A 16279-nucleotide genomic window follows, 5' to 3' on the forward strand; every position below is an offset into this window, starting at 1 on the left:
TTGCCCGGGTCGCGCGCACTGGTGCATGATATGGACGACCCGAGTTGATCAGGGTCTGGCCCTCTGACCTGCGCGGTGGTGGTGGATGTCGAGCAGCGCTCCTCGGCGCGGGCTGCGTGGCCGGCGCAGTGAATGCGGGGCGCTGGATCAGGTGGTCGCCGGTGCCAGGGCGGGCCGGAGCGAGGTGCTGGTGCTGCGCGGCGAGCCCGGGGTCGGAAAGTCCGCGTTGATGGAGTATCTGGTGGGGAGCGCGGCAGGATGCCAGATCCTGCGGGCCACCGGCGTCGAGTCCGACATGGAGCTGGCATACGCCGGGCTGCACCAGTTGTGCGTGCCGATGATGGGGCACCTCGACCGCCTTCCCGGCCCACAGCGTGATGCCCTGGCCATCGCGTTCGGTCTGAGTGCGGGAAGCGCACCGGACCGCTTCCTGGTCGGACTGGCGGTGCTCAGCCTGCTGGCCGAGGAGGCGGAGGAGCGGCCGCTCGTCTGTGTGGTGGACGACGCCCAGTGGCTCGATCGGGTCTCCGCGCAGACACTGGCCTTCGTCGCCCGGCGGCTGCTCGCGGAGCGGGTGGCGTTGGTGTTCGCGGTACGCGCGTCGACGCCCGACCCGGGTGATGACCCCTTGGCGGCGCTGAGGGAGCTGGTGGTCCGGGGCCTGCGCGACGACGACGCGCGGGCGCTCCTGGACTCGGTGGTCCCCGGGCGGCTGGACGAACGCGTCCGGGACCGGATCGTCGCCGAGACCCGCGGCAACCCGCTGGCGCTGCTGGAGTTGACGCGGGGGCTGACCGCGGCGGAGCTGGCGGGCGGGTTCGGGCGCCCCGACGCGCGGCCGCTGGCGAGTCAGATCGAGCAGCGCTTCCTGCGGCGCATCGGGACGCTACCGGATGCGGCGCGCCGGCTGTTGCTGGCGGCCGCCGCCGAGCCGGTGGGGGACGTGCCGTTGCTGAGACGGGTGGCCGAGCGGCTCGACATCGGGGCGGACGCCGCAGGAGCGGCCGAGGCGGCGGGGCTGATCGAGTTCGGCGCGCGGGTGCGGTTCCGCCACCCGCTGGTGCGCTCGGCGGCGTATCGCGCCGCCGACCCCGGGGAACGCCGGGACGTGCATCGTGCGCTGGCCGAGGCGACCGCTCCCGAGTTCGACTCCGACCGCCGGGCCTGGCATCGTGCCCACGCGGCGGCCGAACCCGACGAGGACGTGGCGGGCGAGCTGGAGCGGTCGGCGGGCCGGGCCCAGGCCCGTGGTGGCGTCGCGGCCGCGGCGGCGTTCCTGAGACGGGCGGCCGAGCTGACGCCGGATCCGGCGAGACGCGGAACGAGGGCGGCGGCCGCGGCGCAGGCCACCTTCGAGGCCGGGGCCCCCGACGCGGCGCTCGAACTCCTCGCCGCCGCGGAGATGAGCCCGTTGGGCGAGGTCCAGCACACGCGGCTGGCCCGGCTCCGCGCCCAGATCGTCTTCGCGCGCAGGCGCGGCGGTGAGGCCCTGCCCCTGCTGCTCGACGCGGCCGGCCGACTGGAACGGATCGACGACGGACAGGCCCGTGAGGCCTACCTCGAAGCAGTCGGAGCGGCCGTCTTCGCAGGCCGCCTCGACGGAGGCGTCGGAGTGCGGGAGGTGGCCGAGGCCGCCCGCGCCGCACCGCGCGGACCGCGGCCTCCACGCCCGGCGGACGTACTTCTCGACGGCCTGACGACGCGGTTCGCGGAGGGGTACGTGCCCGGTGCGTCGCCGCTGAAGCCCGCGCTGCGGGCGTTCCGGCGGGCCGCCGGACGCAACGAGGACGACGCCATGCGCTGGCTCTGGCTGACGTGGCTGGTCGCCGGCGACATGTGGGACGACGAGGCCTGGTACGAACTGACCACGTACGCGGTCCGGGCGGCTCGCGCGACCGGCGCGCTCAACTTCCTTCCACTGGCCCTCGCCTACCGGGCCGCCGTCCACGTGCACGCCGGAGAGTTCGACCTCGCCTCGGCACTGATCAACGAGTCCGACAACATCACGGAGGTGACCGGCAATTCGCCCCTCGGGTACCCCTCGCTGCTGCTCGTGGCCTGGCGCGGCGAGGCCCGGGCGTCGGAGCTGATCCAGGCCGGCGCCCGGGACGCGGCCGCCTGGGGGGAAGGCCGGGCGATCGGCCTGTCCCACTACCTGCTCGCGGTGCTGTACAACGGCCTCGGCCGGTACCAGGAGGCCCTGACCAGCGCCGAGCGGGCGGGGGAGTACGAGGATCTGGCGGTCGTCGGGTTCTCCCTCGCCGAGCTCGTCGAGGCGGGCGCTCGCGGTGATGCCCTCGATGCCGCCGAGGCGGCCCTGCGCCGGCTCGAGGAACGGGCCGAAGCCAGCGGAACGGACTGGGCCCTGGGCGTTCTGGCCCGGTCGAAGGCACTGCTCCGCGACGGCCGGACCGCCGACCTGCTCTACCGCGAGGCCATCGAGCGCCTGGAGCGCAGCCGGGTCGCCGTCGACCTCGCCCGCGCCCACCTGGTGTACGGCGAGTGGCTTCGTCGCGAGAACCGGCGCGTCGACGCGCGCGGGCAACTGCGCACCGCCCACGACATGCTGCGCGGTTTCGGAGCACGTGCCTTCGCCGAGCGCGCCCGCCGCGAACTCCTGGCCACCGGCGAGTCGGTACGCCACCGCGCGGCCGACATACGCGAGGCGCTGACCACGCAGGAAGCCCAGATCGCCCGGCTGGCCGCCGAGGGAAGGACGAACTCCGAGATAGGTGCCGAGCTGTTCATCAGCCCTCGTACGGTGGAGTGGCACCTGCACAAGGTGTTCACCAAGCTCGAGGTCAACTCGCGGAACAAGCTGCGCGGAGCGCTGGCCGGCGCCTGACGGCCGGGCGTTCATTCGGCGAGCGGCCGGCCCGTGCCGGACACCTCGCCCCGCCCCGGGACGTCTTCCCCTCCACACGGTGTCTGCCACCTCTCTTGGGCTCGATCCGGGAGTCGTGCGAATCCCGGGCGGTGCGGCGTACTGGAGCATGCACGGCTCAGCCTCGCACCCGGATTGACCGAGCAGCCGGGGAAGTTGTGACAGGGCGGTCGGAACTGCGCTCGACCCGCACCGGCGAGCAGCTGTCTACCCATGGCACACGGTGTTTTGGCAACCAGCGGTCCTGCACCCACGCGGAGGGCAGGACCGTGGTCCCCAGGCCAACTGTCCGGCACAGCACGGGTGCTGGCCGGAACGCGGAGTGCGCGCCGAACCACTGTCCGCACTGGCGCCGCCCCGCTTCTGTATGTAACGTGTGACAACGTGTCACAGCGAAGGTTCGTCAGTGACGGCGTGCGGCTTGCCGTCGACGGGTTCTGCCGCGCTTGAGCGGAGGCGGGCGGTGGGCAGTGGGATCGGGACTTCCCGTCGCACGAGATTCGCTCGCGGCGTGCTCGATCGCCGCGGTCCCGCTGGGCCGGCGCTTCCCTCTGCCTCGTCCGCTTCGCCCCAGTGGCACTGATCACGATTTCTCGAATGACATCCATCTCCGAAGGAGAAAAACGTCCATGAAGAAGATTGCTTCGGCCGTGGCCGCCGCGTGCCTGACCGCGATGGTCGGCGTAGCGGCTCCGCTTCTGACCGCGGGGTCCGCCTCGGCGGCGTCCGCGTCGGAGAACACCATGAGCGGCACGGCCGCTTGTACGCACGCCTGGCTCTACTCGCAGCAGAACTACGGCGGAACCCAGTTCTTCCACGACTGCAACCAGAAGGAGATCCAGGGTTACCCGACAGCCATCAACTCCGTCATCTACAACGGTCCGGGGAAGCTCTGCGGCATCTCCAGGGACGGAAGGCAGAAGTACGCCTTCATGAACGGTTCCTACAGCTACGTCGGGGCGCCCTTCACGAACAGCAACCCGATGCAGGGGAGCGCCTGGAGCGGCATCCGTATCGGCGTTGATCCCACGGGGACCCCGCTCTTCCTTGAGTGCTAGTCGGCGACAACATCGCATGGCCCACGCAGGAGTCCGACATCTGTGCGGCCTCCTCGTTCCCGGCGGACAGGGTCGCCGGACCCTGTCCGCCGGGTGAATCGGCCGTCCCGGATATTCCGTCGTACCCAGAGAGGAACCCCATGAAGCGTCTGCTTTCCGCTGTCGCCCTCACCCTTCTTCCGTTGTCCGGTTTGGCTGTCACCGGTGTGACGGCGGCGCCGGCCCAGGCCAACGAGTCCGCGGCGCGCGGCGACTACGCTTTTCTCTACGCCCAGCAGAACTACGGTGGGCAGCAATGGGAGAAGTGGACGAAGTACAACAGCGTTCTGAGCACCGGGACGCCGGTCAACTCCGTGATCAACCACACCGGCAAGGACCTGTGCGGCTTCAATGACCGGAACCATGGCATCAATTACCGCTTCTTCAAGGGCGGTGCCTGGTCCTACGTCGGAAGCCCGTTCAGCGATGCGAGCCCCCTCATGTGGGTGAACTGGGCCGATGTGAACGGCTGCTGAGCATGACTCGGCCGGCGTGACAGCAGGCACAGAATCTGTTGCGTCTGCGAAAACGGCGTGAAAAGCCATCTGGCTGCCCCGTGGTCCCCCTCGGGGGCGGCAGCCAGATGGCTCCGCACGCTTCGTGGGAGCGCCGGCCGGATCTCCCGCGAAGGAAGCACAGGATGGTATTTCCGCGTCCGTCATCCATATCGGTACGGTGGTTCTCTTGACTCGCGAAAATCGAAACACTTTCCCCGGGCGCGCCTCAAAGATGTTCACACGGGGCTCCGGAAGGCGGACGATCACGCTTTCTGTCGCCCTGGCGCTGGGGCTGTCCGCGGCCATGATTTCCGCCATGACGGTGGACGGGTCCTCGGGCAGGCCGGTATCAGGGGATCTGATGAAAGACACTCTGCGATCCCTGCTTCCGGAGGGAAGCGTTTCGCATGAATCCGGATCGGGTCTTGCGGAATCACCCGAACCGTCCGCCCGCTTGGTGTTCGACGACGGGCGTGACAGATCGTTCGTCGAAGTGTCGGTCTCACGCCCGCCCCGTTCCGCTCTGCGTCTCGCGGCCGAATGCCCGCTGCGCTCGTACAATCCGTTTGATCAATGTGTGAAGAAGACCGTCGACGGTCATCGCACACTGGTGGTCAACCGAGGCTATGCCGATCCCTTCGAGCCCGAGGGGGCGAAGCAGTGGTCCGCGCGACTGCTGTCCAGGGACGGGGTGCTGGTGTCGGTCGTGCAGCGTGACGCTTCGGCCGAAAGAACGGGCGCCACTCCTCGCTCCTCACTGCCCTTGACGGTCGAGCACCTCTCAAGAATCGCCACGTCGAAGGACTGGGAACCCGTCATGGCGGCCGTGCCGCGGGCGCCGTCCCCTCCCGAGCTGCCCAGTACCGGCAAGATGACGGAGCGCGAAATCCTGCGCAACCTGGAGAAGTTGATTCCGGGGAACCTTCGGATTTCGCAGCGGGAGGGCAGCGGCAGGGGGTACGCCGATGTCACGGTCGATGACGGACGGGGCGAGTCCCTGCTGGCCGTGAGCATCCAGCAGTGGAAGCCCGGACGGAAGGAACTCGTGCCCTTGTTCAGCGAGGGGAAGAGCCTTCCCGGCGGCGGAAAGATCGTGACCCGCAGGGAGCCGCTGCAGAGCCACCCCGACATCGTGCAGTGGGACGTGGACGTCCTCTACGACGACGGACGCAGGGTGCTGATCTCGGAGCTGAACAGCTCCTCCTTCGGGACCCCTGTCACACGCAAGGCCCCCGTCCTCTCCATGGAGCAGATCACGTCGATGGCTCTCGCGGGGGTCTGGCGGGACGGCTGACGTGCTGGCCCGGTGCCGGCCGGACGATGACCGCCGGCGCCCGGCACCCGCACCCGTCCCGAGGCGACCCCGGCACGGAGGACCCGGCACGGAGGAGTCGGCACGGAGGACCCGGCACGAGAAGGGGCGGGGAGCCCTTCCGGCTCCCCGCCCCTCACACACGGTCCGTGACGGTCAGCTGATCGCCTTGATCAGCTCGCCGTCGGTGGTGTCACCGCTCAGCTCCCAGAAGAAGGTGCCGCCCAGGCCCTGCTGGTTCTTGTAGTCCATCTTCGAGGCGATGGTCGCCGGGGTGTCGTAGCTCCACCAGTTGGTGCCGCAGTGGGCGTACGCGGTTCCGGCGACGGTGCCCGTCGCCGGGCAACTGCTCTTGAGGACCTTGTAGTCCTCGATGCCCGCCTCGTACTTGCCGGCCGCCGCACCCGTGGCCGTACCGCCCGGCTCGGACTGGGTGACCCCGGTCCAGCCGCGGCCGTAGAAGCCGATCCCGAGCAGCAGCTTCTCGGACGGGATTCCGAGACCCTTGAGCTTGGAGATCGCGGCGTCGGTGTTGAAGCCCTCCTGCGGAATGCCGGTGTAGGAGGTCAGCGGGGAGTGCGGAGCCGTCGGGCCCTTGGGATCCCAGGCGCCGAAGAAGTCGTACGTCATCGGGTTGTACCAGTCGAGGTACTTCGCCGCTCCCGCGTAGTCCACCGCGTCGATCTTGCCGCCGTCCGAGCCGTCGGCGGTGATCGCGGAGGTGACCAGGTTGCCGGTGCCGAACTTGGCGCGCAGCGCGGACAGCAGGTTGCCGTAGGCGTCACGGCCGCTGGTGTCGCAGGTCAGGCCGCAGGCGTTGGGGTACTCCCAGTCGATGTCGATGCCGTCGAAGACATCGGCCCAGCGGGGGTCCTCGACCAGGTTGTAGCAGGACTCGGCGAACGCGGCGGGGTTCTTCGCCGCGTCACCGAAGCCGCCCGACCAGGTCCAGCCGCCGAACGACCAGAGGATCTTGAGGTCGGGGTGGAGCTTCTTCAGCTTGCGCAGCTGGTTGAAGTTGCCGCGCAGCTCCTGGTCCCAGGTGTCGGCGACACCGTCGACGGACTGGTCCGCGGTGTAGGCCTTCTCGTGGTCGGCGTAGGAGTCGCCGATCGCGCACTTGCCGCCGGTGACGTTGCCGAAGGCGTAGTTGATGTGCGTGAGCTTGTCCGCGGAACCGGATGTCTCGATGTTCTTGACGTGGTAATTCCGGTCGTAGACGCCCCAGTTGGTGAAGTATCCGACCACCTTGCCGCCGGCCGCCGTGGGGGCGGCCTCGGCGGCCGGAGCCGCCTGCTGCTGGGGGGCGGGGGCCGCGCCGGCCGATGACGTACCCGCGACGCCGAGAAGTGTGGCGCCGAGAGCGGCCGTACAGGCGGCTGCGGCGAGCGCCCTGAAACGGGCGCGGGGACGGTGCAGTCTGAACATCGTGGCTCCTCGTGGGGGAGGGCTTGAGCGTGGGGGGTGCGGGGTCGGACTCCGCGCACCGGTGCACCGGTGCGCGGCCGATCATGGTGAGACTTGGCATGAACGCGGTAAGGCGTTCGGTGGAACCGTAGAAGGACTAGACCAGTTGGGTCAATGGTTCGGACCAATTTCCATGACCGTCGGGCTCGCCGCGCACCCCGTGACGGAAGCGCTCCGATCGGGCATACTCAACGCGCCACGGCCGCTGGCCAGCGCCTCTCGTGATCCGGGAGGGCAGGATCGGTTGGGCAGTATGACTATTCCCGGGTGCAGCCCGGGAGATCACCCGGCGGCGCCGCCCACACCCCTGCGCGCGCGACCGTCGCAACGCCCGACAGGGAGGAGAGCGCCGTCATGACCGACCGTGCCCCGCAGCTGGTGGAACGCCACCTGCCCACCGAGGAATCCCGGCAGCTCGTCGCGCTCGTCCGCGACATCGTGTCGAAGGAGATCGCTCCCCGGGCCGCCGAGGAGGAGGAAGCGGGCACGTTCCCGCGCGGGGTATTCGCCCTGCTCTCCGAATCCGGCCTGCTCGGACTGCCCTACGACTCCGCGTACGGCGGCGGCGACCAGCCCTACGAGGTCTATCTCCAGGTGCTGGAGGAACTGGCCGCGGCCCGGCTCACCGTGGGTCTCGGTGTCAGCGTCCACTCGCTGGCCTGCCACGCGCTCGCCGGATACGGCACGGAGGAGCAGCGGACCGCGCACCTTCCGGCGATGCTCTCGGGCGGCCTGCTGGGCGCCTACTGCCTCTCCGAGCCCTCCTCGGGATCCGACGCCGCCTCGCTGCGTACGAAAGCGGTACGGGACGGTGACGACTGGGTCATCACCGGCACCAAGGCCTGGATCACCCACGGCGGAATCGCCGACTTCTACACGGTGCTGGCCCGCACCGGCGTCGAGGGTCCCCGCGGCATCACCGCCTTCCTCGTCCCCGGCGACGCCGAGGGCCTGAACGCGGCCGTCCCGGAGAAGAAGATGGGTATGAAGGGCTCGCCCACCGCCCAGCTCAACTTCGACGGGGTACGGATCGGTGACGACCGCCGTATCGGCGAGGAGGGCCAGGGCTTCGCCATCGCGCTGTCCGCGCTCGACTCCGGGCGCCTGGGCATCGCGGCCTGCGCCATCGGTGTCGCCCAGGCGGCGCTGGACGAGGCCGTCGGATACGCCACCGGGCGGCGGCAGTTCGGCCGCCCCATCGCGGACTTCCAGGGGCTGCGTTTCATGCTCGCCGACATGGCGACCCAGATCGAGGCGGGGCGCGCCCTGTATCTGGAGGCGGCGCGGCGGCGTGATGCGGGGGAGTCCTTCTCGCGGCAGGCGGCCATGGCCAAACTCTTCTGTACGGACACGGCCATGCGGGTGACCGTGGATGCCGTCCAGGTGCTCGGCGGCTACGGCTACACCCTGGACTTCCCCGTCGAGCGGCTGATGCGCGAGGCCAAGGTGCTCCAGATCGTCGAAGGCACCAATCAGATCCAGCGCATGGTCATCGCCCGCCACCTCGCGGGTCCCGAGACACGCTGACCCGGAAGGCCCGGGTCCGGCCGTGCGGGCGTCGCCATGATCCGGTTCCAGTCTTGGTCGTGGCGGCCCGGCAGGGGCCGGTGCTCTCCCCATGGCGGAGCCGGGCCCGGTGGACGGGTGGTTCGCCGGCGGGCGCTCCGCGGTACGTGCCGCGCGGGCGGCCCGCTCACCGCCGTGGAGCACAAGGCCGTCGACCGCGGGCACCACGCCGGACGGACCGTCGTGGTGCGGCGCGAGAAAGGGGTGCGGCCAGGAGAAGAAGCACGGCCAGGAGAAGAAGCACGGCCAGGAGAAGAGGCGCGACCCGGTGAAGAGGCGCGACCCGGTGAAGAGGCGCGACCCGGGTAAAGAAGCACGACCCCGGTAAAGAGGCGCGACGCGCGGGACGGGGCGCGACGCGCGGGCGGGGCGTCAGGCGGCGTGACGCCGCATCTGGGGCATCTGCAGCGGCCGCGAGCCGGGGCCGCCGGCGTGCGAGAAGGGCTGCATCCGCCAGTCGAGTCCCTGAGGGAGCGTCAACAGCAGGGCCGTCTCCTGCTCCTGGGCCTCCAGCGACTCATCGGCCGGCCGGGACTCCGAGGCGCCGCGTCCGGTGCCGGCGCACACCGTGAGGACGAACGGGTTCCACGGGGTCGGGCACAGCGCGTGCTCCGGGAGGGTGTCCTCGTCGGCCAGGAGCGCGATCGGCTGCGCGCAGTCCGGGCAGATCACCCGGTACATCTCGAATGTGTCGTACGCGTCGGGCGCGCCGTCCTCGTCGGGATCGACGGGCTCAGGTTCGGTACGTCCGGTGAGCTTCAGGCTCTGCATGGAAATTCCCCCCTCGGGTGGGCCGACAAGGCGCCACGGCCTCGACCACAGCAAGCACTTCCCGTCGCGCGCGGGCCGTAATCGCGAGCCGGTCGGATACCCACCCGTAAACCTGTGGTATTCGTCACATGCCGCCCGCAGGTGCCCCTCCTGAGCGCCCATGGGTGTGCCGGGAGGGACGTGGGGCAATAGGTTGATCCGCATGGAGGAGCTGGACCGTCAGATTGTGGAGTTGCTCGTCAAGGACGGGCGGATGAGCTACACCGACCTGGGCAAGGCCACGGGCCTGTCCACCTCGGCCGTTCATCAGCGCGTCCGCCGGCTGGAGCAGCGCGGGGTGATCCGCGGCTACGCCGCGGTCGTCGACCCCGAAGCCGTGGGACTGCCCCTCACCGCGTTCATCTCGGTGAAACCGTTCGACCCGAGCGCACCGGACGACATCGCGGAGCGGCTCGCCGGGGTGCCCGAGCTGGAGGCCTGCCACAGCGTGGCCGGGGACGAGAACTACATCCTCAAGGTGCGGGTGGCCACGCCGCTGGAGCTGGAGCACCTGCTCACCCGGATCCGTTCGCTGGCCGGGGTGTCCACCCGGACGACCGTCGTCCTGTCCACCCCGTACGAGGCGCGCCCGCCGCGCGTCTGAGACACCGGGGGCGCTCCCTGCGAGGGGGGCCGCGGCGCGAGCGGCTCCCGGCAGGCGCGAGACTGGTTCCATGACCGACAGCACCGCCCCCCAGAGCGCCCCCGAACACCGCACCGTGCTGCTGCGCGGTGGAGACGTCCACAGCCCCGCCGATCCGTTCGCCACCGCGATGGTCATCGAGCGCGGGCATGTCGCCTGGGTGGGATCCGAAGGAGCCGCCGACGCCTTCGCGAGCGGCGTCGACGACGTGGTCGACCTCGAAGGGGCCCTGGTCACACCGGCCTTCACGGACGCCCATGTGCACACCACGGCCACCGGGCTGGCCCTGACCGGGCTGGACCTCTCCGGTGCCCGCACGCTCGCCGACGCCCTCGATCTCGTACGCGCGTTCGCGAACAGCCACCCCGCCGAGCGGGTCCTGCTCGGACACGGCTGGGACGCCGCGCGCTGGCCCGAGCGGCGCCACCCCTCGCGGGCCGAACTGGACGCGGCCGCCGGTGGGCGGGCCCTCTATCTGCCCCGGATCGATGTGCACTCCGCCGTTGTCACGACGGCGCTGCTGGACCTCGTCCCGGGTGTCGCGGGGATGACCGGCTACCACCCCGACGCCCCGCTGACCGGCCCCGCCCACCACGCCGTACGGTCCGCCGCGCACGGCGCCCTCTCGCGGCGCCAGCGCGCGGACGCCCAGCGGGCCGCACTGCGCCACGCCGCCTCCCTCGGCATCGGCACCGTCCATGAGTGCGCCGGGCCCGACATCTCCGACGAGGAGGACCTCACCGGCCTCCTGGCGCTCGCCGCCGAGCGGCCCGGACCTCGGGTCTTCGGGCTGTGGGCGGAGCAGGTCACCGACGAGAAGAGCGCGCGCCGCATCCGTGAGCTCGGCGCGATCGGCGCGGCCGGGGACCTCTTCGTCGACGGTTCCCTCGGCTCGCACACCGCCTGCCTGCACGAGCCCTACGCGGACGCCCCGCACACGGGTACCGCACACCTGGACGCCGCGCAGATCGCCGCGCACGTGACCGCCTGCACCGAGGCGGGGCTCCAGGCCGGCTTCCACGCCATCGGCGACGCCGCGGTCTCCGCTGTCGTCGAAGGGGTCCGGGCCGCCGCCGGGACCCTCGGGCTCGCCCGGATCCGGGCCGCCCGCCACCGTGTCGAGCACGCCGAGATGCTGACCCCCGAAACCGTCGCCGCCTTCGCCGAACTGGGCCTCACCGCCTCCGTCCAGCCCGCCTTCGACGCGGCCTGGGGAGGTGCGGAGGGCATGTACGCCCAGCGTCTCGGTGCGGAGCGGGCCGGGACGCTCAACCCCTACGCCGCCCTGCTGCGCGCCGGGGTGCCGCTCGCCTTCGGCTCGGACAGCCCGGTCACCCCGCTCGATCCCTGGGGGACGGTGCGGGCCGCCGCCTTCCACCGCACGCCGGAGCACCGGATCTCCGTACGCGCCGGCTTCACGGCCCACACCCGGGGAGGCTGGCGGGCCATCGGCCGCGACGACGCCGGGCTCCTGGTGCCCGGGGCCCCGGCCGACTACGCGATCTGGCGTACCGATGACCTGCTGGTCCAGGCCCCCGACGACCGGGTCGCCCGCTGGTCGACCGACCCCCGGTCCGGCACGCCCGGCCTGCCCGATCTCACACCCGGGGCCGAACTCCCGGTCTGTCTGCGGACCGTGGTGTTCGGACAAACTGTCTACGTACGGCCGAACGAGTGACGTGTGACTATTTCGTACCGCCGATCGAAGGGCGTACGCCCGCTGCCGCGACCTGCGGATCTTCGGCACTGACCTGGCAATTTGGGCAAAAGCCGCAGGTCGAGCGAGTGTTGACAGAAAGCGCCCAGGGGCCGGTAGGTTCGGCCGGGTCCACCACAGGACGTCCGACCGGTTAAACCTCCACGCAGTCGTCGAACGCCGCTGGGTCATGGGGTGGTGTGCCGCACCGGCGCACCACCCCTGACAGCCAGGTTCAGCGTCCGCGCCTCGGGGGCGAGGGAAGGTTCGAACCGGACGGAGGGTGTGACCCGGGTGGGGCCCGGACGTTCAGTAGACAACGGCTCTCGGTCGACCCGCAGCCAGCGGGTCCCAGGTCGGCCCGAAGGGCGCCGGGCCCCGATCCGCAGCACCCCCGCCACGGCTCCGCCGACCGCTCCGTCCGTGGGTTCTGTCCCCAGTTCCACGGGTCTGCCCCGGCCTGCGGGTGCGGCTGTGCCACCGCGTCGGAATCCGACGGCGTCGCGCTCGATATGGTGTGCGTCTGCGTACGGACTTTAAGGGGCAGCAGTGAACGACGGCGGTCAGAGGCAGTACGGCCCGCTCGGCAAGGTCTTGGTGATCATTCCGACCTACAACGAGGTCGAGAACATCAAACCGATCGTCGACCGCGTGCGCGCCGCCGTGCCGGAGGCCGACATCCTGGTCGCCGACGACAACAGCCCCGACGGCACCGGAAAGGCCGCCGACGAGATCGCGGCCGAGGACGACAAGGTCCACGTCCTGCACCGCAAGGGCAAGGAAGGGCTCGGCGCGGCCTACCTGGCGGGCTTCGACTGGGGCTCCGAGCACGGATACGGCGTGCTGGTCGAGATGGACGCCGACGGCTCCCACCAGCCCGAGGAGCTGCCCCGGCTGCTCACCGCGCTGAAGGGGGCGGACCTGGTCCTCGGCTCCCGCTGGGTTCCGGGCGGCCGTGTGGTCAACTGGCCCAAGAGCCGCGAGATGATCTCCCGCGGCGGCAGCCTCTACTCCCGCCTCGCCCTCGGACTCTCGGTCCGGGATGTCACCGGCGGCTACCGGGCCTTCCGCACCGAGACGCTCAAGGGCCTCGGCCTCGGCGAGGTCGCCTCTCAGGGCTACTGCTTCCAGGTGGACCTCGCCCGCCGCGCCGTCGAAGCGGGCTACCACGTCGTCGAGGTGCCGATCACCTTCGTGGACCGCGAGGTGGGCGACTCGAAGATGAGCCGCGACATCTTCGTCGAGGCGCTCTGGCGGGTCACCGGCTGGGGCATCACCACCCGGACGAACAAGGCCCTGGGCCGCAAGTCCTCCTGAGGGCCGCTCCGCGGCCCGCCCGAGGCCCCACGGCGGCTCCCGGGAGCGCCTGCCGTCCCCCGACGCCATGATCACCCTCTTACGTCGTCCGCACGCCCGTACAGGCACACTGGGAGCATGACGACCGGCACACCGCCCCCGACCCGTCCGAAGCGTTCGCGCGCCCGCACCTTCCTGCCGCTCGGCATCGCCGCCTGGCTGGTGCTGGAGATCTGGCTGCTGACCGTGGTGGCCGACGCGGCGGGCGGGCTCACCGTCCTGCTGCTCCTGGTGGGCGGCGCCTTCCTCGGGGCCGTGGTCATCAAGCGGGCCGGCCGCCGGGCCTTCCGCAACCTCACCGAGACCCTCCAGCAGATGCCGGGGCAGCCCGGCGCCACGGCCGCCCCGCCCGCGGCTCCCCAGGGCACCAAGGGCAACGGCTTCCTGATGCTGGGCGGCCTGCTCCTGATGATCCCCGGCATGATCTCGGACGTGGCCGGGCTGCTCCTCCTGGTGCCGCCGGTCCGCACGATGCTCGGCCGGTACGCGGAGCGGTCCCTGGAGCGCCGGATGCGGGCCGCCGCGCCCGGCAGCCTCTCCGACGCCTTCCAGCAGGCCCGTATGCACCAGCCGGACGGAAAGGTCGTCCAGGGGGAGGTCATCCGGGAGGACGGCACCCAGGCGCCCTCGGGGCCCGACGACGACTCCCGGGGCCCGCGCCCGCCCCTGACGCCGTAGCGCGTGCCCGTGGGGGTGTCGCCGTGACACCCCCACGGGCCGGGCCGGGCGCACGGCCCCGCGGGGGCAGCTGTCCCGAAGCCGAAGCCGAAGCCGAGCCGGGCCGGTGCGTGGTGCATCGCGTGCCCGGTGCGGGCGCACAGAGAAAAGCCGCGGGCCGTGACACAGGAACTGTGTCACGGCCCGCGGCTCTTGAACGCGGTGTTGCGCGGTCAGGCAGATTTCCTGCTGTCCCGCGGATGCACGGCAATGTTCATGGCTCCGGAGCGCAGAACCGCCAGCCTCTCGGCCAGCACCTCCTCCAGCTCCTCGCGGGTGCGCCGCTCCATGAGCATGTCCCAGTGCGTACGCGCAGGCTTGCCCTTCTTCTCCTCGGGGCCATCCCCGTCCACCAGGAGTGCCTGGGCGCCGCACGCCTTGCACTCCCACTCCGGCGGAATTTCCGCCTCTACCGAGAACGGCATCTCAAATCGATGTCCGTTCTGGCATGCGTACTCCACCGCCTGGCGCGGGGCCAGATCGATGCCGCGGTCCGTCTCGTAGCTGGTAACCACGAGTCGCGTGCCGCGGAGAGCTCGCTCACTCATGAATCGTGCCTCCCGGGCTTGTCGCCCACAGGACAGGTGTCGCTGTCGTCGTCATCCGGTCAACGTCCGGTCGGCGGTAAAGATTCCCGTTGCCGGTCATGCGTCGCCCGTCGTGCCGCTGCTTTTCAGGGTTGAGTACCCACCATTGCCCGGTTTGTCACATCTGGCGGAAGGTGTCACTCAACGGTTTGGCTGTTTCCACTCGCAGTAACGGTCCTCCGGGCAGGCCAAAGGCGTACACTACCGGCCTTTGACTTCAACGTCTAAATCCTCTCCGGAACAGGATTGCCTGCGGCCGCCACGGCCCGCCGTACCGGGACCCTCGCGAGCAGCGCGGAACCGAGCAGGAAGAACACGACCAACGAGATGATCGCCTCCCGGTAACTGCCGGTCAGCTGGTACGCCACGCCGAAGACCAGCGGCCCCAGCCAGCTCAGACCGCGGTCGCTCATCTCGTACGCCGAGAAGTATTCGGCCTCCTTCCCGCGCGGCACCAGATGCGAGAACAGTGAACGGGACAGTGCCTGGCTCCCGCCCAGCACCAGGCCGATCGCCGCCGCGAGGGCGTAGAAGAAGAGCGGCGCGTCGGCGGGCAGGAAGTACGCGGCGATCAGGATCAGCGTCCAGATGACCAGCGACGCCAGAATCGTGCGCTTCGCGCCGTGGACCCGGGCGAGCCGCCCCATCCCCAGGGCCCCCGCCACCGCGAGCACCTGCACCAGCAGCACCGCCGTGATCAGGGTCGTCTGGTCCAGGTCCAGTTCCTCGGAGCCGTACACCGAGGCCTGCGAGATCACCGTCTGCACCCCGTCGTTGTAGATGAGGTACGCGAGCAGGAAGGACAGGGTGAGCGGATGGCGGCGCATGTCGCGCAGGGTGGCCATGAGCTGACGCCAGCCGGAGCCGACGGCCCCCTCGCCGTCCGGTGCCACCCGGCGGTCGCGCAGCCGGCGCAGGGGGATGATCGTGAATGCGCCCCACCACACGCCCGCCGAGGCGAGACAGATGCGCACCGCGTCGGACTCCGCGAGCCCGAACGATTCGTGGCCCGTGTAGAGGACCAGGTTCAGCACCAGGACCAGTGCGCCCGAGGTGTAGCCGAACGCCCAGCCGCGCGAGGAAACCGCGTCGCGCTCCTCCGGCTCGGCGATCTGCGGCAGATAGGAGTTGTAGAGCACCATCGACACCGAGATCGCCGCGTTCGCCACGATCAGCAGGAAGGCGCCCAGCAGATAGCGGTGGCCGTCCAGGAAGAACATCCCGGTCGTCGCCGCGGCACCGACATAGGCGGCGGCCGCCAGCAGCGGCTTCTTGCGGCCCGTGCGGTCCGCCGCGGCGCCCACGATCGGCATCAGTATCACGGCCACCACGACGGACGCCGAGACGGCATACGCGAACAGCGACCCGGCGCGCACGGGTATGCCCAGCGGATGGACGAAACCGTCCGGGTCCGCCGCGGCCTTGGCTATCGACGTGAGATACGGGCCGAGGAAGACCGTGAGCACGCTCGTGGAATACACGGAGCAGGCGAAGTCGTAGAAGTACCAGCCGCGTTGCTCCCGCAGCCGGGCGGCCGCCGCCCCGGTGTCCGGCGGCGGCAGCTCCGCCGGACCGGCCTTCCCTGTGGTTCCGGTACTCAACCCGCGCCCCCTCGATCGACCCCGTACGGACGTGGACGGGCCGGCG

The 16279-nt window shown here is 70.7% G+C and carries 13 protein-coding genes; 9 read left to right on the forward strand and 4 right to left on the reverse strand.

Going from position 1 to position 16279, the window contains the following annotated elements; genetic code table 11:
* Positions 1–85: 85 nt before the first annotated feature.
* The 4 genes from ACIGJO_RS31145 (at position 86) to ACIGJO_RS31160 (ending at position 5772) form a co-directional block, all read left to right on the forward strand.
* On the forward strand, positions 86–2845 hold the full coding sequence (locus ACIGJO_RS31145; protein ID WP_399963889.1) for an AAA family ATPase: 2760 nt from the start codon (positions 86–88) through the stop codon (positions 2843–2845).
* 668 nt (positions 2846–3513) lie between these two features.
* Positions 3514–3942: a hypothetical protein gene (locus tag ACIGJO_RS31150; protein ID WP_399963892.1), complete on the forward strand. Its 429-nt coding sequence runs from the start codon at positions 3514–3516 to the stop codon at positions 3940–3942.
* Positions 3943–4082: 140 nt separating this feature from the next.
* Positions 4083–4457 carry a hypothetical protein gene (locus ACIGJO_RS31155; protein ID WP_399963894.1) on the forward strand — a complete coding sequence of 125 codons (375 nt, stop codon included), beginning with the start codon at positions 4083–4085 and terminating at the stop codon, positions 4455–4457.
* 598 nt (positions 4458–5055) lie between these two features.
* Positions 5056–5772, forward strand: a complete 717-nt coding sequence (locus ACIGJO_RS31160) for a hypothetical protein (RefSeq protein WP_399963896.1) — start codon at positions 5056–5058, stop codon at positions 5770–5772.
* Positions 5773–5946: 174 nt separating this feature from the next.
* Here the strand turns inward: ACIGJO_RS31160 and ACIGJO_RS31165 are convergent, their stop codons facing one another.
* Positions 5947–7218: a glycoside hydrolase family 18 protein gene (locus ACIGJO_RS31165; protein WP_399963898.1), complete on the reverse strand. Its 1272-nt coding sequence runs from the start codon at positions 7216–7218 to the stop codon at positions 5947–5949.
* A 393-nt stretch (positions 7219–7611) separates the two neighbouring features.
* On the opposite strand from ACIGJO_RS31165, the gene ACIGJO_RS31170 reads away from it, so the two are divergent.
* Positions 7612–8784 carry an acyl-CoA dehydrogenase family protein gene (locus tag ACIGJO_RS31170; protein WP_399963900.1) on the forward strand — a complete coding sequence of 391 codons (1173 nt, stop codon included), beginning with the start codon at positions 7612–7614 and terminating at the stop codon, positions 8782–8784.
* 411 nt (positions 8785–9195) lie between these two features.
* On the opposite strand, the gene ACIGJO_RS31175 is transcribed toward ACIGJO_RS31170, so the two are convergent.
* A complete protein-coding gene (locus ACIGJO_RS31175; protein WP_399963902.1) occupies positions 9196–9594 on the reverse strand; it encodes a hypothetical protein in 399 nt (132 codons plus the stop codon).
* 202 nt (positions 9595–9796) lie between these two features.
* Between ACIGJO_RS31175 and ACIGJO_RS31180 the strand changes: the two genes are divergently transcribed.
* From ACIGJO_RS31180 to fxsA, 4 genes are all read left to right on the forward strand, one after another.
* Positions 9797–10237 (forward strand): Lrp/AsnC family transcriptional regulator, encoded by a 441-nt coding sequence (locus ACIGJO_RS31180; RefSeq protein ID WP_018490165.1) that lies wholly within the window; start codon positions 9797–9799, stop codon positions 10235–10237.
* A gap of 70 nt (positions 10238–10307) precedes the next feature.
* Positions 10308–11954 carry an amidohydrolase gene (locus tag ACIGJO_RS31185; protein WP_399963904.1) on the forward strand — a complete coding sequence of 549 codons (1647 nt, stop codon included), beginning with the start codon at positions 10308–10310 and terminating at the stop codon, positions 11952–11954.
* A gap of 567 nt (positions 11955–12521) precedes the next feature.
* A complete protein-coding gene (locus ACIGJO_RS31190; protein ID WP_399963906.1) occupies positions 12522–13289 on the forward strand; it encodes a polyprenol monophosphomannose synthase in 768 nt (255 codons plus the stop codon).
* A 117-nt stretch (positions 13290–13406) separates the two neighbouring features.
* Complete coding sequence (gene fxsA / locus ACIGJO_RS31195; RefSeq protein ID WP_399963908.1) at positions 13407–14006, forward strand: FxsA family membrane protein; 600 nt, start codon at positions 13407–13409, stop codon at positions 14004–14006.
* A 212-nt stretch (positions 14007–14218) separates the two neighbouring features.
* On the opposite strand, the gene ACIGJO_RS31200 is transcribed toward fxsA, so the two are convergent.
* Together ACIGJO_RS31200 and ACIGJO_RS31205 are read right to left on the reverse strand one after the other, a co-directional pair.
* On the reverse strand, positions 14219–14593 hold the full coding sequence (locus tag ACIGJO_RS31200) for an RNA polymerase-binding protein RbpA (RefSeq protein WP_003959706.1): 375 nt from the start codon (positions 14591–14593) through the stop codon (positions 14219–14221).
* A gap of 263 nt (positions 14594–14856) precedes the next feature.
* On the reverse strand, positions 14857–16233 hold the full coding sequence (locus tag ACIGJO_RS31205; protein WP_399963910.1) for an MFS transporter: 1377 nt from the start codon (positions 16231–16233) through the stop codon (positions 14857–14859).
* Between the last annotated feature and the right edge of the window lie 46 nt (positions 16234–16279).

This window comes from Streptomyces sp. NPDC079020 (genome assembly GCF_044542225.1).
GTDB lineage: Bacteria > Actinomycetota > Actinomycetes > Streptomycetales > Streptomycetaceae > Streptomyces.